The sequence below is a fragment of the Microbacterium sp. E-13 genome (assembly GCF_049912955.1).
Classification (GTDB): Bacteria; Actinomycetota; Actinomycetes; order Actinomycetales; family Microbacteriaceae; genus Microbacterium.
The window spans coordinates 3,633,639-3,649,933 of the sequence record NZ_CP183973.1; the positions used below are offsets into that span (position 1 = coordinate 3,633,639).

The window sequence follows — 16,295 nt, forward strand, 5'->3', positions numbered from 1 at the left end:
GATGTTCCGCTCCTTCTCCGCCTTCAACTACCGCGTCTGGTTCATCGGCGCGCTCGTGTCGAACATCGGCGCGTGGATGCAGGCGACCGCCATCAGCTGGGTGGTGCTCACCGAGCTGACCGACAACGACGCCGCCGCCATGGGCGTCACCATGGCACTGCAGTTCGCCCCGCCGCTGCTCCTCGTGGGCGTCACCGGACTCGTCGCCGACCGATTCGACCGCCGCCGGCTGCTGCTCGTCACGCAGAGCCTTCTGCTCCTGCTCGGCGTCGCCATCGGCGTGCTCATCTTCGCCGGTGCGATGACGCTCCCGATCATGTACCTGTTCGCCTTCGCGCTCGGGGTCGTCGCCGCCTTCGACAATCCCGCGCGCCAGGCGTTCGTCTCCGACCTCGTCGCCCGCGAGAACGCCTCGAACGCCGTTGCCCTCAACGCGGCGTCGTTCAACGGCGCGCGCATGATCGGCCCGGCTGTCGCCGGCGTCGTCATCGTCGCGATCGGCACCGGGTGGGTGTTCGTCGCCAACGCCGTCACATTCCTCGCGATGCTCGCGGCGCTCGTGCTCATCCGCACCGGTGAGCTCATCCCGCGCGTGAAGGCGCCGCAGTCCTCGCGTCTCGCCGACGGCTTCCGGTACGTCGCGGGCCGTCCCGATCTCATCGTCACCTTCGCGATGGTGTTCCTCATCGGCGCCTTCGGCATGAACTTCCCGATCCTCGCGTCGACGATGGCCGTCGAATTCGGCAAAGAGGCCGACGGGTTCGGCCTGCTGAGCTCGATCCTCGCCATCGGGTCGGTGGCAGGCGCCCTCATGGCGGCCCGTCGCGACCGCGCGCGACTGCGCGTGCTGATCATCGGCACCGCGATGTTCGGCCTCGCCGCTGTGGTGTCGGCGTTCATGCCGACGTACTGGCTCTACGCGGTGACCCTGATGTTCACGGGCTTCTCGGTCGTGACGATGATGACGACGGCGAACGGCTACGTGCAGACGACCACCGACCCCGTCCTGCGCGGCCGCGTGCTGGCGCTGTACATGGCGATCCTCATGGGCGGGACGCCCATCGGTGCGCCCATCGTGGGCTGGGTGGCTGCCGAGTCCGGGCCTCGCGCGGCGATCCTCGTAGGCGCCGCAGCCGCCTTCGTCGCCTTCGCGATCGGCGGCACGTGGCTGCTGATGTCGGGACGCCTCCACCGCCACGAGCGCAAGCGGTTCCGCCTCACCCTCGACGAGACGCGCCCGCTCACGATCGTCGCGCCCGAGGAGTTCAGCGACGAGGTCGCCGCCACCACCCCGATCCGCATCCTGCCCGACGGCGACGACGAGCTCCGCGCCCGGGCCCGCGCCAGCTGACCGTCCTGCGCGCGGCGTGGCGCCGGCGCAACGGCGACGCTGCTCGCGTACGGCTTTCCGCCCGCTCGCGCGGGAATCCGCGCGGGCTCAGCCGGCGGTCGACTCCCGCACCACGAGCTCGGGCTGGAAGCGCACGCGCCGCTCGTGCGCGCCGCCCGGCTGGTCGAGCTCTTTCAGCAGCAGGTCCACGGCCGTGTAGCCGATGAGATGCGCCGGCTGGCGGATCGAGCTCAGCGGCACCACCGTCGCCGACGCGAAGTCGATGTCGTCGTAGCCGACGAGGGCGATGTCGCGGGGCACCTGCAGGTCGCCGATCAGGGTGAACGCCTGCAGCGCGCCCACTGCGAGCAGGTCGTTGGCCGCGAACACGGCGTCGGGCCGCTCGGCGGCCGGGCGTGCGCGGAGACGTTCACCGGCCTCGCGACCCTGCAGCACCGACAGCGCGGACATCTCGACGACCTCGAGCGTCGCCCCCTCGACCTCCGCCACGGCGCGGCGCGCCCCCTCGAGACGGTCGGCGACCTGGCGGATGGTGCGCGGGCCTCCGATGAAGGCGATCCGCCGACGCCCGGCCGACAGGAGGTGGGACGCGGCGAGGTGGCCGCCTTCGACGTCGTCGACCGACACCGAGCCGAATCGCCCCTCGTCGTCCTCGTGGTCGACGAGCACGACCGGCACTCCCCCCGCCTGCAGGCGGGCGAGCCTGTCGAGGCCCCCACCCACCGGCGTGACGAGCACGCCGTTGACGCGCTGCTCGCGGAAGAGGTCCAGGTAGGCGTCCTCCCGTTCGGGGCGCTCGTCGCTGTTTCCGAGCAGCACGCTCATGCCCGACTCGGCGGCGCGATCCTCGGCGCCGCGCGCGACCTCGGCGAAGAACGGGTTGCCGGCATCCAGCACGATCAGTGCGATGCTGCGGCTGCGCCCGGCCCGCAGCTGGCGCGCCGCGTCGTTGCGCACGAAGCCGAGCTTCTCGATCGCCTGGGTGACACGTTCGACGGTCGCGGGCGCCACCTTCTCCGGACGGTTGAGCACGTTGGACACCGTGCCGACGGAGACGGATGCCGCAGCCGCGACGTCCCGCACGCTCACCGCCATCGTCGTCCTCCGTTCCCCTTGCAGGAAACGCTACCGAGGAGTTACGCTTTGAAACGATTCATCCCGAACGATTCATCCTCGTCATCAGTCCGAGATCGTCCGCCCCGACAGACCCTTTCACCAAGAAGGCAACGCATCATGACGCTGTCACCCGACATCCTCACCACCCTCGAAGGCCAGGGCATCGAGCTGCCCAGCTGGGCCTTCGGCAACTCGGGTACTCGCTTCCGCGTGTTCGGCACGCCCGGCACGCCGCGCGACCCGTACGAGAAGATCGCCGACGCCGCGCAGGTCAACGCCTACACGAAGCTCGCACCGAGCGTCGCCCTGCACATCCCGTGGGACAAGGTCGACGACTACAACGACCTGCGCCGTCACGCGGAAGACCTCGGCGTCGAGCTCGGCACCATCAACTCGAACACCTTCCAGGACGAGGACTACAAGTTCGGCGCGCTCACGCACCACGACGACCGCATCCGTCAGAAGGCGATCGACCACCACCTCGAATGCATCGACATCATGGATGCCACCGGCTCGCGCGACCTGAAGATCTGGCTCGCCGAGGGCTCCAACTACCCGGGGCAGGCCGACATGCGTGCCCGTCAGGACCGGCTGCAGGACTCGCTGCAGAAGATCTACGACCGCCTTTCCGGCGAGCAGCGCCTCGTGCTGGAGTACAAGTTCTTCGAGCCGGCGTTCTACCACACCGACGTTCCCGACTGGGGCACCTCGTACGCGCAGGTCGCCTCGCTCGGCGAGCGGGCGATGGTGTGCCTCGACACCGGCCACCACGCGCCCGGCACGAACATCGAGTTCATCGTGATGCAGCTGCTGCGCCTCGGAAAGCTCGGCTCGTTCGACTTCAACTCGCGCTTCTACGCCGACGACGATCTCATCGTGGGCGCGGCCGACCCGTTCCAGCTGTTCCGGATCATCTTCGAGGTGGTGCGCGGCGGCGGTCTGAACAATCCCGACGTGGCGTTCATGCTCGACCAGTGCCACAACGTCGAGGACAAGATCCCCGGCCAGATCCGCTCGGTGCTCAACGTGCAGGAGATGACCGCCCGCGCCCTGCTCGTCGACCGCGACGCCCTCGCGGCCGCGCAGCAGGCCAACGACGTGCTCGGCGCGAACGCCGTCTTCATGGATGCCTTCTACACCGACGTACGTCCGGCGCTGGCCGAGTGGCGCCAGTCGCGGGGACTCGCCGCCGACCCGATGACCGCGTACGCGGCATCCGGCTACCAGCAGCAGATCGCCGCGGACCGCGTCGGCGGCACGCAGGCCGGCTGGGGCGCGTAGCCCTTCTCTCCCCCTCGACCTCGACCGCTCGCCGAACCCACTTCCGCTGACCTGTCACGAATGGTCACCAGAGCCGGCACATCGTGACAGGCGAACAATCGAACGAAGGAACGTCACATGACAAACCCGGCCGTCACCGACCTGATCGCCCGGTCGAACCGCCTCGGCGCCGACCCGGAGAACACCAACTACGCGGGCGGCAACACGTCGGCGAAGGGCACCGAGACCGATCCGGTCACGGGCGAGCCCGTCGAGCTGCTGTGGGTCAAGGGCTCGGGCGGCGACCTCGGCACGGTGACGGAGCAGGGCCTCGCGGTGCTGCGCCTGGACCGCATGCGCGCCCTCGTGAACGTCTACCCGGGCGTCGACCGCGAGGACGAGATGGTCGCCGCGTTCGACTACTGCCTGCACGGCAAAGGCGGTGCCGCCCCGTCGATCGACACCGCCATGCACGGCCTCGTCGACGCGGCGCACGTGGACCACCTCCACCCCGACTCCGGCATCGCCATCGCGACCGCCGCGGACGGTGAGGAGCTGACCGCCAAGATCTTCGGCGACGGTGCCGGTAACCAGCGTGTCGTGTGGGTGCCGTGGCGCCGCCCCGGCTTCCAGCTCGGCCTCGACATCGCCGCGATCAAGGCCGCCAACCCGCAGGCGATCGGGTGCATCCTCGGCGGTCACGGCATCACCGCCTGGGGCGACACGTCGGATGAGGCCGAGCAGAACTCCACGGAAATCATCGCCAAAGCCGCCGAATACATCGAAAAGCACGGCAAGGCCGAACCTTTCGGTGGAGTTCGGCAGGGCTTCCAGGCGCTCCCCGCGACCGAGCGCCGCACCAAGGCCGCCGCCCTCGCCCCGACGATCCGCGGCATCGCGTCGACCGACAAGCCTCAGGTCGGTCACTTCACCGACTCCGACGTGGTGCTGGACTTCCTCGCCTCGGAGAAGGCGCCGGAGCTGGCCGCCCTCGGCACCAGCTGCCCCGACCACTTCCTGCGCACCAAGGTCAAGCCGCTCCTCCTCGACCTCCCGGTGTCGGCCTCGATCGAGGAGACGATCGCCCGCCTGCAGGAGCTGCACCAGGAGTACCGCGCGGACTACCAGGCTTACTACGACGCGCACGCCACCCCCGAGTCGCCGGCGATCCGCGGCGCCGACCCGCTCATCGTGCTGATCCCCGGCGTGGGCATGTTCTCGTACGGCGCGAACAAGCAGACCGCCCGCGTCGCCGGGGAGTTCTACGTCAACGCGATCAACGTGTTGCGCGGCGCCGAGGCCCTCTCGACCTACACGCCGATCTCCGACGCCGAGAAGTTCCGCATCGAGTACTGGGCCCTCGAAGAGGCCAAGCTGCAGCGGATGCCGAAGCCCAAGACCCACCAGGGCCGTATCGCGCTGGTCACGGGCGCGGCATCCGGAATCGGCAAGGCCATCGCGACCCGCCTGGCCGCCGAGGGTGCGTGCGTGGTCGTCGCCGATCTCGACCTCGACAAGGCGCAGGCCGCTGCGGCCGAGCTCGGGAACACGGATGTCGCCATCGGCGTGGCCGCGAACGTCGCCGACGCCGACCAGATCCAGGCCGCGTTCGACGCGGCGGTGCTCGCGTTCGGCGGCGTCGACCTCGTCGTCAACAACGCCGGCCTGTCGCTGTCGAAGCCGCTGCTGGAGACCACCGAGAAGGACTGGGACCTGCAGCACGACGTCATGGCCAAGGGGTCGTTCCTGGTGTCGAAGGCCGCCGCGAAGATCCTCATCGAGCAGCAGCTCGGCGGCGACGTGATCTACATCTCGTCGAAGAACTCCGTGTTCGCCGGTCCGAACAACATCGCGTACTCGGCGACCAAGGCCGACCAGGCGCACCAGGTGCGGCTGCTGGCGGTCGAGCTCGGCGTGCACGGGGTGCGCGTGAACGGCATCAATCCCGACGGCGTCGTGCGCGGCTCGGGCATCTTCGCCTCCGGCTGGGGCGCCAACCGCGCCGCCACCTATGGCGTGAAGGAGGAGGACCTCGGCCAGTTCTACGCGCAGCGCACCATCCTCAAGCGCGAGGTCGTGCCTGAGAACGTCGCCGACGCCGTGTACGTGCTGACGGGCCCCGAGCTCTCGCGCACCACGGGCCTCCACATCCCGGTCGACTCCGGCGTCGCCGCCGCATTCCTGCGATGACGGCGCGGCCTCGGCTCGCCGCATCCGCTCAGCGCGCTGATCATGTGCTCTCGCCGAGCGCACCCGATCGCCACGCGCGGAGCGTGTCGTCTCGGCGAGAGCCGTCAACCGGCGCCCCCGCAGCCGCCGGGAGCCTTCCGTGACCGGCGGCGTGGTCGCGGCGGTCGACCTCGGGGCGACGAGCGGCCGCGTCATGCTCGGCTACGTGGACGACGGGATGCTGCGCCTCGAGCAGGTCGCGCGGTTCCCCAACGGTCCGGTGCCCGGCGCCGACGGCGCGTTGCACTGGGACTTCACGGCGCTGTACCGGCACATCGTGGAGGGTCTCGCCGAAGCGCTGCGACGGGAGCCGGACATCGCCAGCGTCGGCATCGACTCGTGGGCCGTCGACTACGGCCTGGTGCACGGCGACGAGCTGCTCGCCGAGCCGTTCCACTACCGCGACGAGCGCACCGCTCGCGGCGTCAAGATCGTGCACGCCGCGACGCCGTTCGAGGAGCTCTACCGGCGCAACGGCCTGCAGTTCCTGCCGTTCAACACGCTGTACCAGTACGCGGTCGAGCGGCGCCTTCCCGACGCGGAGGTCTCGCTCCTCATCCCCGACCTCGTCGCGTTCCTCCTCACCGGAGCCCGGCGCGCCGAACGCACCAACGCCTCCACCACCGGCCTGGTCGACGTCCGCACCGGCCAGTGGGACTTCGAGCTCGCCGCGCGGCTCGGGATCCCGGCATCCGTGCTCCCCCGACTCGTCGATCCCGGCGAGCGGATCGGAACCCTGCACGGCGAGGCGCGCGAACGCATCGGCGCACCCCTGGAGGTGATCGCGGTCGGCTCGCACGACACCGCCTCGGCCGTGGTCGCCGTGCCGCTCAGCACCCCGGATGCGGCGTACATCTCCTGCGGCACGTGGGGGCTCGTCGGCGTCGAGCTCGACCAGCCCGTCCTCACCGACGCGGCGCGCGCGGCGAACTTCACCAACGAGGGCGGCGTCGACGGGCGCGTGCGCTTCCTCCACAACGTCACCGGCCTGTGGCTGCTGAGCGAAGCCGTGCGCACCTGGGAGGCCGAGGACGGCGCGCCGATCGACCTTGCCGGATTGCTGGATGCCGCGGCATCCGTCTCCGGAGACATCCCGCTGTTCGACGCGAGCGACCCCCGCCTGTCCGCCCCCGGCGACATGCCCGCCCGCATCGCGGCCGTGCTCCGCGAGGCGGGCGCTCCGGTGCCCGCCACGCGCGCGGCGTTCGCGCGAACGATCGTCGAGAGCATCGCGCGGGCGTTCGCCGGTGCCGTCGCCACCGCAACCCGGCTCAGCGGCCGCGACATCGACGTGATCCACATCGTCGGGGGCGGATCCCTCAACCGGCTCCTGTGCCAGGCGACGGCCGACCGTTCCGGGCTGCCGGTGCTCGCCGGTCCGGTCGAGGCGACGGCGCTCGGCAACGTGCTCGTGCAGGCGCGCGCCCACGGCTGGTTCGGGCCCGGCGCGACCCTCGAGGTCCTGCGGCGGGCGGTGGCGGCATCCGTCTCCCCCGAACGCTACGAGCCGCGCGCCTGATCGAGGGCCGGGCTCCAGGCGTTCGTCAAGCCCCGGGCCGCCGCATCCGCCCGGCGCTAGCGTGACGGCATGGACGAACGGCGAAGCGAAGACGAGAACCCCGCAGGCGGCAACCCGGTCGGCGGCGACGAGACCACCGAGGAGCAGCTCGAGGCTGACAATCCGGTCGAGGAGGCCACCCTCGAGACGCTGGATCCCGACAACCCTCCCGCCTGACCGCGGCCTGCCTGACCCCGGCGAATCCGCCACAACGTCGGAGATCTCCCCCGAGTCGGGCGCCTCCGCGCCAAACCATCCGCCCGAGGGGCGATCTCCGATCCTGTGGCGGGGCCGGTCCGCGGCTCCTCCTACGCCTCGCGCGTGATCGTCACCTTGACGTGGAGGTTGCTCTTGAACGGCCCGGCGTACACCCCGCGGAGCGGCGGCACATCGCCGTAGTCGCGCCCGCGCCCGACGAGCACGTGCCGGTCGCCGATCTCGATGTTGTTGGTCGGGTCGAAGCCCTGCCACTCGCCCGCGAACCACTCGATCCACGCGTGGGACTCACCGGTCACGGCGACCCCGACCTCGGCCGACGGCCGCGGGTGCAGGTAGCCGGAGACGTACCGCGCCGGGATGCCGACCTCCCGCAGCGCACCGAGAGCGATGTGGGCCATGTCCTGGCAGACGCCCTTGCGCGCCTCCCACGCCTCGCCGGCTGTCGAGTGCACGCCGGTGATGCCGTGCATGTACTCCACCGCGTCACCGATGGCGACCGCGATCGCGTGAGCGGCGCGGCCGGGATGGTCGTGCTCCGCCGCGATCGAACGGGCGAGCTCCGCCACCTCGGGATGCGGCTTGGTGCGCCGGGTCTGCGACAGCTGTTCGACGGTCTCGATCGAGCGGCTCGCCTCGCGGGCAAGGCCCTCCCACGTGACGTCCACGTGCTCGAGCGGACGCGGGCGCACCTCGACGAGCGAGCGCGCCGTGATGGTGAGCGATGCGTGGGGCGACAGCACGTCGAAGGCCGCCACCCGCGTGCCGAAGTAGTCGACGTACTGATTGACGGATGTCGACGGCTCGATGTCGAGCGACGAGTTCAGGACGAACTGGCTGTCGGTCGAGCCCGGCAGCATTCGGGCCTCGTTGTACGACGCGGTCACGTCGCCCTGGTAGCTGAACCCGGTCTGGTGCTCGATGCGGAGACGTTTCACGAGATCTCTCCGATCCAGCTGGGCTCGGCCTGCGTCGGGAAGAACCGGCCGCGGATGGCCTCGGACGCCTCGCGCGTGACCTTCTGCACGCGGTCCATTTGCGTAGGCAGCTCCCCGAGGATCTCGGAGATCGGCCGGTACTCCAGGTCGTTGCGGATCTGCCCGAGCGCCCGCAGGACGGTGTTCGAGTGGCCGACACGGTCGGCACGCGGGTCGATGGCGCTCATGCACTCCTCGGCGCGCTGGATCGAGTAGATGATCGACCGCGGGAAAAGCCGGTCGAGCAGCAGGAACTCCGCGGCGTTGCGGGCGCTCGGCATTCCGCGATAGGTGCGCAGATACGCCTCGTAGGCACCGCACGAGCGCAGGATGGTCGTCCACGACGGACCGGATGCCTCTGTCAGCGAGCGCGTCGCCAGCAGCCGGGCCGTCATGTCCGTGCGCTCGATGCTGCGCCCGAGCGTGAAGAACTGCCAGGCCTCGTCCCGGCTCGTGGACGAGTCGACGATTCCGATGGCGAGCGCGGCGCGTTCGCGCACCCATTGGAAGAACTCGTGCACCCGGTCGTTCTGCAGGCGTCGCGGCATCCGTGCGCTCGTCGTGTTGAGGGTCTCCCACAGCTCGGTCGACACGATCTCGCGGGCCCGGCGGGCGTTCTCTCGGGCCGCGGTGAGCGCGTAGGCGATGCTCGACGGGTTCATGCGGTCGACGGCGAGCCGCGCGAGGACGTCCTCGCGGCGCACCAGGTCGACGCCGTCCGGCGCGATCGACCCCATGACGCTGAGGAGCGAGCGGCACGCGGTGTCTTCGTCGATCCACGGATCCTCGAGGAGGAGCTGCAGGTGCACGTCGAGGATGCGCGCGGTGCCGTCGCTGCGCTCGATGTAGCGACCGATCCAGAACAGGCTTTCGGCGATGCGACTCAGCACGATGCACCCTCATCCTGCTGGGCGGACTGCTGCTGCTGCTCCTGCTGCTCGCGGTTGCCGCGTCCCGGATCGCGTGGAGAGTGAGCGGGCTCCGACTGCGGGTCGTAGATGATCGGGATGGCCTCGGTCACCGTCGCCGCCTGATCGGCGACCAGCCCGGCGACGCTCTGGCCCTGCCCGTACTCGACGTGCCCCGGGGCCGATCCGCCGACGATCCAGGTGTCCTTGGAGCCGCCGCCCTGACTGGAGTTCACGACCAGCTGGCCCTCCGGGAGCGCGACGCGGGTGAGTCCGCCGGGGAGCACCCACACGTCCTCGCCGTCGTTGACCGCGAACGGCCGGAGGTCGGCGTGGCGCGGGCGCATCCCATCCTCCACGAGCGTGGGGATGGTCGAGAGCATCACCACCGGCTGCGCGATCCAGCCGCGGGGGTCGGCGAGCAGACGCTGCCGAAGCTTCTCGAGCTCACCTGGAGAGGCGTCGGGCCCCACGACCAGGCCCTTGCCGCCTGAGCCGTCGACAGGCTTCACGACGAGCTCGTCGAGCCGGTCGAGCACCTCCTCGAGGGCATTCGGGTCTTCGAGCCGCCACGTGTCGACGTTCTTGAGGATCGGCTCCTCGGCGAGGTAGTACCGGATGAGCTCGGGCACGTACGTGTAGAGCAGCTTGTCGTCGGCCACGCCGTTGCCCACCGCGTTGGCGATCGTCACGTTGCCCAGGCGCGCAGCGAGCATGAGACCGGGCGCGCCGAGCATCGAGTCGGCGCGGAACTGCAGGGGGTCGAGGAAGTCGTCGTCGACACGGCGGTAGATCACGTCGACGCGCTTGGGGCCCCGCGTGGTGCGCATGAACACCTTGCCGCCGATGGAGAGGAGGTCGCGGCCCTCGACGAGCTCGACGCCCATCAGGCGCGCGAGCAGGGTGTGCTCGAAGTACGCGGAGTTGTAGACGCCCGGCGTCAGGACGACCACGTTGGGATCCTCGATGCCCGCCGGGGCGGAGGCCCGCAGCGCGGCGAGCAGCTTGTTCGGGTAGTCGCCGACCGGGCGCACCCGCATGGAGACGAACAGCTCCGGCAGGGTCTGGGCCATGACGCGGCGGTTGGAGATCACGTAGCTGACGCCCGAGGGGACGCGCACGTTGTCTTCGAGCACACGCATCTCGCCGTGCTCGTCGCGGATCAGGTCGATGCCCGACACCTGGATGCGCACGCCGTTGGCGGAGTGGATGCCTGCGGCCTGACGGTAGAAGTACTGCGAGCTCGCGATGAGTCCGGCCGGCAGCACCTCGTCCCGCACGCAGAACTGGTGCCCGTACGCGTCGTCGAGGAAGGCCTCGAGCGCCTTGACCCGCTGCTTGACGCCCGCCTCGATGCGCGACCACTCGTCGTATGTGATGACCCGTGGCACCGCGTCGAGCGGGAACGGTCGCTCTTCGCCCGCGAAGTCGAAGGTCACCCCCTGCGCGAGATAAGAACTCGCGAGCGAATCGGTGCGGCCGCGCAGCTCTTCCTGAGTCATCTGCGCGAGCGCCTGGTAGAGCTCTCGGTAGGCCTGGCGGGACTCGGCCGGGGCGCCGGGGTGCGCCGGGCCCCCGAACATCTCGTCGAACGCGGGAACCCCCGAGGGCGTCTTGCGCGGCGTCAGCGTGGAGCCGTAGCCGTCGAACAGATCACCCATGCGAAGAGCCTAATGCGGGCTTCGTTGCGCTCGTGTTTCGCCCGGCGATGCGCTCACGCGGACGACCCGCGCGAGCGCATCGCGGAGCAGGGGTCAGCAGATCACGACCAGGTCCGACCAGTCGTCCACCGGCTGGCCGTTCGCGTCGAAGAGGTAGAGGTACGCGATCTTCTCCGACGGGTACACCGAGACCGTCACCGCGGTGTCGTCGGAACTGCCGACCCCTGAGCAGTCCGTGATGTCGGTGTCGAACTCGACCGCGTACTGGCCGACGTCGATGCGTCCCGTCCCGACGACACGCGAACCGGCGTACATCCCTCCGCTGGGGTCGACGACGGCCGACATCTGGCTCACGTAGTAGCCGAGCACGTCGATCACCAGGTGGGTCGTGGTGCTGTAGTTCTTGACGCTGAGGTGGCGGTCGGCACCGGGCCTGAGGGTGACCGTCGGCGTGGACGTCACGTTGGAAGCGCTCGTGTACGACAGCATGGTCGAGTTCGGCGCGGCGATGCCCGCGGGGAACGCGATGATCCGCCCGGCTCCTCCGCTCTGGGTGGAGGTGAGCGAGATCGATGCGCCCGTCGCCCCCGCGGGAATTCCGCAGCCGGCGCTCGCTCCGCCCTGCCCCGTGAAGCCCGTCGTACCGCCGACATAGAAGCTGCGCGTCTCACTGGCGGCGAGCTTGCCACCGGCAGCCCGGGTGTCGACGATGCGACAGGGACTGATGGGCACGAACAGCTGCTCCGAGCCCGCCCCCGTCGATGCTGCCGCGAGCGCCGACGACTGATCCGGCCCCGCCTGCCGCGCCTGCGTGCTGTCGCGGGGTGGCGGCGGCGGGTTCCCGACCGCGGCAGCGGCCGCGACCGCCCCCGTCGCCAGGGCGATGGCGGCGACGATGCCGACCGCGATGCGCGCGAAAGTCTTCACACTCGTTCTCCTTCGAGCAGGCGCCCGGCGAGGTCGACGAGACGCGATTCGTACGGCATCTTCCCAGACACCGTGACCGGCGCCCAGTGGCGGTCTTAACCTGTGATCGTGATCAGTTCGCCGGCACAAATCAAGTCGCCGCCGGGATCGAAGGCCTCGGCGCTGTCCGGCGCGGCCGCGGGCGTGGCATCCGTCGTCCTCGGGGTCGGGCTCGGGGAGCTCATCGCCGCGCTCGTCGCGCCGTCGTCGAGCCCCTTCTCGGTCGTCGGCGGAACCCTCATCGATCTCGCCCCGCCCTGGGCGAAGGATGCGGCGATCTCGCTGTTCGGCACGGCCGACAAGCTCGCGCTGCTGATCGGGATCGCCCTCGTGCTGCTGATCGCGTCGGCGGGGATCGGCGTTCTCGAGCTGCGCCGCCCGTGGTTCGGCGCCACGCTGTTCGCGGGACTCGGCGCGGTCGTCGCGGTGCTCGCGATGACCCGGGCCGGCGCCACCGGGCTCGCGTGGCTGCCTTCCCTCGCGGCGGGTCTCGTCGCGGCGGCGGGGGTGCGCCGGCTGACGCAGCTCGCGCGACGCGGGACGGATGCCTCGTCCCCCGCGCCTGCGGCCGACGACGCGCGCGCAGCGCCCGGCGACGGCGGCCCGTCGCGCCGCCGCTTCCTCGTGTGGGCCGGCGCCGCCACGGCGGTGGGTGTGATCGCCGCGATCGCCGGGACCGCCATGCAGGCCGGCTCGCGGACGGTCACCGCCGTGCGGCAGGCGCTGAAGCTGCCCGCGCCGGCCGTCTCAGCGCCGGCCGTTCCCCCCGGCGCGCAGCTCGACCTCACCGGGATGCCGCCGGTCGTGACTCCGAACACGAGCTTTTACCGCATCGACACCGCGCTGGTCGTGCCCGAGATCGATCCGAGCACGTGGAGTCTGCGCATCCACGGTCTGGTCGAGAACGAGGTCGAGATCGGGTGGGACGAACTGCTCGCCCTTCCCCTCGAAGAGAGCTGGACGACCCTGACGTGCGTGTCCAACCCGGTCGGGGGCGACCTCGTCGGCAACGCGAAGTGGCTCGGCTACCCGATCCGCCTGCTGCTCGAGCGCGCGCGGCCGACGTCGGACGCCGACATGGTGCTGTCGCGCTCGATCGACGGGTTCACGGCGAGCACGCCCCTCGAGGTGCTGCAGGAGGACACCCGGAACGCGATCCTCGCGGTCGGCATGAACGACGAGCCGCTGCCGGCCGAGCACGGCTTCCCCGTGCGCATGGTCGTGCCGGGGCTCTACGGGTACGTCTCGGCGACCAAATGGGTGACCGAGCTCGAGGTGACGCGGTTCGACAAGGCCACCGCATATTGGACGACCCGCGGGTGGTCGGCGAAGGGGCCCATCAAGCTGCAGTCGCGCATCGACCTGCCGCGGCGCGGCCAGGGACTGAGCGCCGGCGACACCACCATCGCGGGCGTCGCCTGGCAGCAGCACGTCGGCATCGCGAAGGTCGAGGTGCAGGTCGACGGCGGGGCGTGGCGCGAAGCGACGCTCGCGTCGGCCATCTCGGACGACACCTGGGTGCAGTGGTCGATCCCGTGGAAGGCCGAACGCGGCTCCCACGCGATCCGCTGCCGCGCGACCAACGCCCTCGGCGAGCGTCAGACCGAGACCGACGGATGGCCGGCCCCGGACGGCGCGACAGGGTGGCAGCAGCTCAACGTCGACGTCGCGTGAGCCGGGTTCGGCGGACGTCGGCGAGGCGGATGGGGCGGCTACCGGCATCCATCCGCGCCTCTGCGTGGGGTTCTCGCCGAGACGCCACGCGTCTGCATCGTGTCGTCTCGGCGAGAGCACACGATCCACGCGGCTCCACCCTGTCGTCTCGGCGCGAGCCGCCACGCACGTGCGACCGGGTCAGCCCGCGAGCACCACGCGCAGCTGCTCGACCGCCCAGTCGAGCTCGGTCGCCCGCACCACCAGCGGTGGGGCGATGCGGATGGTCTGGCCGTGGGTGTCCTTCACGAGCACGCCGCGGCCGATGAGCCGCTCGGCCACCTCGCGACCGGTGCCGACGGCCGGGTCGATGTCGATGCCCGCCCACAGGCCCGCGATGCGCACGCCGGTGACCCCCTGGCCCACGAGCTCCTGGAGCTTTGCCTCGAGGTGCTCGCCGAGGAGCTTCGCGCGCCCCTGGAACTCGCCGGTCCGGAGCATCTCGACGACCCGCAGCCCGACCGCGGCCGCGAGCGGGTTGCCGCCGAACGTCGACCCGTGCTCGCCGGGACGGATGACACCCAGCACGTCGCGGTCGGCCACGACGGCCGACACCGGAAGGAGGCCGCCACCCAGCGCCTTGCCGAGCAGGTAGACGTCGGGCACGACGCCTTCGCGGTCGCACGCGAACGTCTCGCCCACGCGGCCGAGCCCCGACTGGATCTCGTCGGCGATCAGCAGCACGCCCCTGCGGGTGCAGATCTCGCGCACCTTGCGCAGGTAGCCCTCCGGCGGGAGGATCACGCCCCCCTCGCCCTGGATCGGCTCGATCAGCACGGCGACGGTGTCGGCCGTGATCGCGGCATCGATGACCGCGGCATCGCCGTAGGGCACCGAGACGAAGCCGGGGGTGAACGGGCCGAAGTCCTCGCGCGCCTGCCGGTCGTCGCTGAAGCCGACGATCGTCGTGGTGCGCCCGTGGAAGTTGCCGTGCGCGACGATGATCTTCGCCGCGTCAGCTGTGACGCCCTTCACCCGGTAGCCCCACGCGCGGGCGACCTTGATGCCGGTCTCGACGGCCTCGGCGCCGGTGTTCATCGGCAGCACGAGGTCCTTGCCGCACAGCTCGGCCAGCGCGGCGGCGAACGGCCCCAGGCGGTCGTTGTGGTACGCGCGGCTCGTGAGCGTGAGACGGTTCAGCTGCTCCTGTGCGGCGGCGAGGATGGCCGGATGCCGGTGCCCGAAGTTGAGGGCCGAGTAGGCCGAGAGCAGGTCGAGGTAGCGCTTGCCCTCGACATCCGTCACCCATGCCCCCTCGCCGCGGGCGATCACGACGGGAAGCGGGTGGTAGTTGTGGGCGACGTGCTCCGCTTCGGCGGCGATGATGCGGCTCATGGCCGCATCGACGGAGGCGGTGGTGATCGACATGGTGTCCTCGTCTCAGCGCCGCAGCTCGAGCGTGCAGCACTTGATGCCGCCGCCGCCGAGCAGCAGCTCGGAAAGGTCGACGAGCACGGGGTTGTAGCCGCGCTCGCGCAGCTGGGCCTCGAAGCCCCGCGCGCGCGGCGAGATGATCACGTTGCGGCCGTCGCTGGCCGAGTTCAGCCCGAAGACGGCGCCGTCGGCGTCGGCGACGCGGATCGCGTCGGGGTAGCGGTCCGCGAGGATCGCCTGGCTGCGCGCGTCGAAGGCGCCCGGCAGGTAGGCGATGTTCGCCTTCTCGACGCCACCGGGACCCTCGACCGGGTCGAGCACCGAGATCGCCGTGTCGAGGTGGTAGAACCGCGGGTCGACGAGGCTGAGGCTGACGACCTCCTTGCCGAACACGTCGGCGAGCTCGCGATGGCTGTCGCCGGTCGAGCGGAAGCCGGTGCCCGCGAGGATCGTCTCGCCCACGAGCAGGAAGTCGCCCTCGCCCTCGTTGACCTCGACGGGCTCGGCGACCTCGAAGCCGTTGGCGCGGAACCACTCCATGAACGCGGGTCCCTCGGGCACGCGCTCCTGGAAGCGGAACTTCGCACCGTACGCGACGTTGTCGATGACGAAGCCGCCGTTGGCCGTGTAGACCATGTCGGGCAGACCCTCGATCGGGTCGATCAGGTGCACCTCGTGACCCAGCTCGAGGTACGTGTCGTAGAGCGCCTGCCACTGGCGGACGGCGAGGGCGGTGTCGGTCGGGTTCGCCGGAACCATCCACGGGTTGATCGTGTAGCTGACCGTGAAGTGCTCGGGACGGCACATCAGGTAACGGCGGATCTGCTGGATGCGGCCGCCCTCGGGGGCGGAGCCGTGGGCTTCTTCGGTGACTGAGCTTGTCGAAGTGGCGGCGGGCGCGGTGTTCTGCGTGGACATCATGCTCCTGTACGAGGCGCGGCGGACGCTGTCCAGAGGCCCGGCGGG

Annotated in this window: 13 protein-coding genes; 6 read left to right on the forward strand and 7 right to left on the reverse strand. The window is 70.6% G+C overall.

Annotation, left to right across the window (positions count from 1 at the left end):
- Position 1 precedes the first annotated feature (1 nt).
- On the forward strand, positions 2-1,351 hold the full coding sequence (locus ACN9MP_RS16865) for an MFS transporter (RefSeq protein WP_426326087.1): 1,350 nt from the start codon (positions 2-4) through the stop codon (positions 1,349-1,351).
- Between the two features lie 87 nt (positions 1,352-1,438).
- Here the strand turns inward: ACN9MP_RS16865 and ACN9MP_RS16870 are convergent, their stop codons facing one another.
- Positions 1,439-2,446 (reverse strand): LacI family DNA-binding transcriptional regulator, encoded by a 1,008-nt coding sequence (locus ACN9MP_RS16870; protein ID WP_426322094.1) that lies wholly within the window; start codon positions 2,444-2,446, stop codon positions 1,439-1,441.
- 135 nt (positions 2,447-2,581) lie between these two features.
- On the opposite strand from ACN9MP_RS16870, the gene rhaI reads away from it, so the two are divergent.
- The 4 genes from rhaI to ACN9MP_RS16890 all read left to right on the forward strand — a co-directional run bounded on the left by rhaI (position 2,582) and on the right by ACN9MP_RS16890 (position 7,691).
- A complete protein-coding gene (gene rhaI / locus ACN9MP_RS16875) occupies positions 2,582-3,748 on the forward strand; it encodes an L-rhamnose isomerase (protein ID WP_426326088.1) in 1,167 nt (388 codons plus the stop codon).
- A 117-nt stretch (positions 3,749-3,865) separates the two neighbouring features.
- On the forward strand, positions 3,866-5,917 hold the full coding sequence (locus tag ACN9MP_RS16880; protein ID WP_426322096.1) for a bifunctional aldolase/short-chain dehydrogenase: 2,052 nt from the start codon (positions 3,866-3,868) through the stop codon (positions 5,915-5,917).
- 193 nt (positions 5,918-6,110) lie between these two features.
- The gene (locus tag ACN9MP_RS16885) at positions 6,111-7,475 is read left to right on the forward strand and encodes a rhamnulokinase (protein WP_426326089.1); all 1,365 of its coding nucleotides are present in this window, start codon (positions 6,111-6,113) and stop codon (positions 7,473-7,475) included.
- Positions 7,476-7,544: 69 nt separating this feature from the next.
- Positions 7,545-7,691, forward strand: a complete 147-nt coding sequence (locus tag ACN9MP_RS16890; RefSeq protein WP_426322098.1) for a hypothetical protein — start codon at positions 7,545-7,547, stop codon at positions 7,689-7,691.
- Positions 7,692-7,822: 131 nt separating this feature from the next.
- Here the strand turns inward: ACN9MP_RS16890 and ACN9MP_RS16895 are convergent, their stop codons facing one another.
- From ACN9MP_RS16895 to ACN9MP_RS16910, 4 genes are all read right to left on the reverse strand, one after another.
- A complete protein-coding gene (locus ACN9MP_RS16895; RefSeq protein WP_426322100.1) occupies positions 7,823-8,668 on the reverse strand; it encodes a transglutaminase family protein in 846 nt (281 codons plus the stop codon).
- Positions 8,665-9,597: an alpha-E domain-containing protein gene (locus ACN9MP_RS16900; protein WP_426322102.1), complete on the reverse strand. Its 933-nt coding sequence runs from the start codon at positions 9,595-9,597 to the stop codon at positions 8,665-8,667. The genes ACN9MP_RS16895 and ACN9MP_RS16900 overlap by 4 nt, the downstream gene beginning before the upstream one ends.
- Positions 9,591-11,276, reverse strand: coding sequence for a circularly permuted type 2 ATP-grasp protein (locus ACN9MP_RS16905; RefSeq protein ID WP_426322104.1), 1,686 nt, complete (start codon positions 11,274-11,276; stop codon positions 9,591-9,593). Before ACN9MP_RS16905 ends, ACN9MP_RS16900 begins: the two co-directional genes overlap by 7 nt.
- A gap of 93 nt (positions 11,277-11,369) precedes the next feature.
- The gene (locus tag ACN9MP_RS16910; protein ID WP_426322106.1) at positions 11,370-12,203 is read right to left on the reverse strand and encodes a hypothetical protein; all 834 of its coding nucleotides are present in this window, start codon (positions 12,201-12,203) and stop codon (positions 11,370-11,372) included.
- Positions 12,204-12,314: 111 nt separating this feature from the next.
- Here ACN9MP_RS16910 and ACN9MP_RS16915 point away from each other — a divergent pair, with 111 nt between their 5' ends.
- Positions 12,315-13,916, forward strand: a complete 1,602-nt coding sequence (locus tag ACN9MP_RS16915) for a molybdopterin-dependent oxidoreductase (RefSeq protein WP_426326090.1) — start codon at positions 12,315-12,317, stop codon at positions 13,914-13,916.
- A 180-nt stretch (positions 13,917-14,096) separates the two neighbouring features.
- Here the strand turns inward: ACN9MP_RS16915 and rocD are convergent, their stop codons facing one another.
- Together rocD and ddaH are read right to left on the reverse strand one after the other, a co-directional pair.
- Complete coding sequence (gene rocD / locus ACN9MP_RS16920; RefSeq protein WP_426322108.1) at positions 14,097-15,323, reverse strand: ornithine--oxo-acid transaminase; 1,227 nt, start codon at positions 15,321-15,323, stop codon at positions 14,097-14,099.
- Between the two features lie 12 nt (positions 15,324-15,335).
- Positions 15,336-16,247 carry a dimethylargininase gene (ddaH, locus tag ACN9MP_RS16925; RefSeq protein ID WP_426322109.1) on the reverse strand — a complete coding sequence of 304 codons (912 nt, stop codon included), beginning with the start codon at positions 16,245-16,247 and terminating at the stop codon, positions 15,336-15,338.
- Positions 16,248-16,295 lie beyond the last annotated feature (48 nt).

Coding starts and splice junctions, on each gene's coding strand:
- ACN9MP_RS16865 (WP_426326087.1), top strand. CDS start 2: ATGTTCCGCTCCTTCTCCGCCTTCAACTACCGCGTCTGGTTCATCGGC.
- rocD (WP_426322108.1), bottom strand. CDS start 15,323: ATGTCGATCACCACCGCCTCCGTCGATGCGGCCATGAGCCGCATCATC.
- ACN9MP_RS16905 (WP_426322104.1), bottom strand. CDS start 11,276: ATGGGTGATCTGTTCGACGGCTACGGCTCCACGCTGACGCCGCGCAAG.
- ACN9MP_RS16890 (WP_426322098.1), top strand. CDS start 7,545: ATGGACGAACGGCGAAGCGAAGACGAGAACCCCGCAGGCGGCAACCCG.
- ACN9MP_RS16885 (WP_426326089.1), top strand. CDS start 6,111: ATGCTCGGCTACGTGGACGACGGGATGCTGCGCCTCGAGCAGGTCGCG.
- ACN9MP_RS16880 (WP_426322096.1), top strand. CDS start 3,866: ATGACAAACCCGGCCGTCACCGACCTGATCGCCCGGTCGAACCGCCTC.
- ddaH (WP_426322109.1), bottom strand. CDS start 16,247: ATGTCCACGCAGAACACCGCGCCCGCCGCCACTTCGACAAGCTCAGTC.
- ACN9MP_RS16870 (WP_426322094.1), bottom strand. CDS start 2,446: ATGGCGGTGAGCGTGCGGGACGTCGCGGCTGCGGCATCCGTCTCCGTC.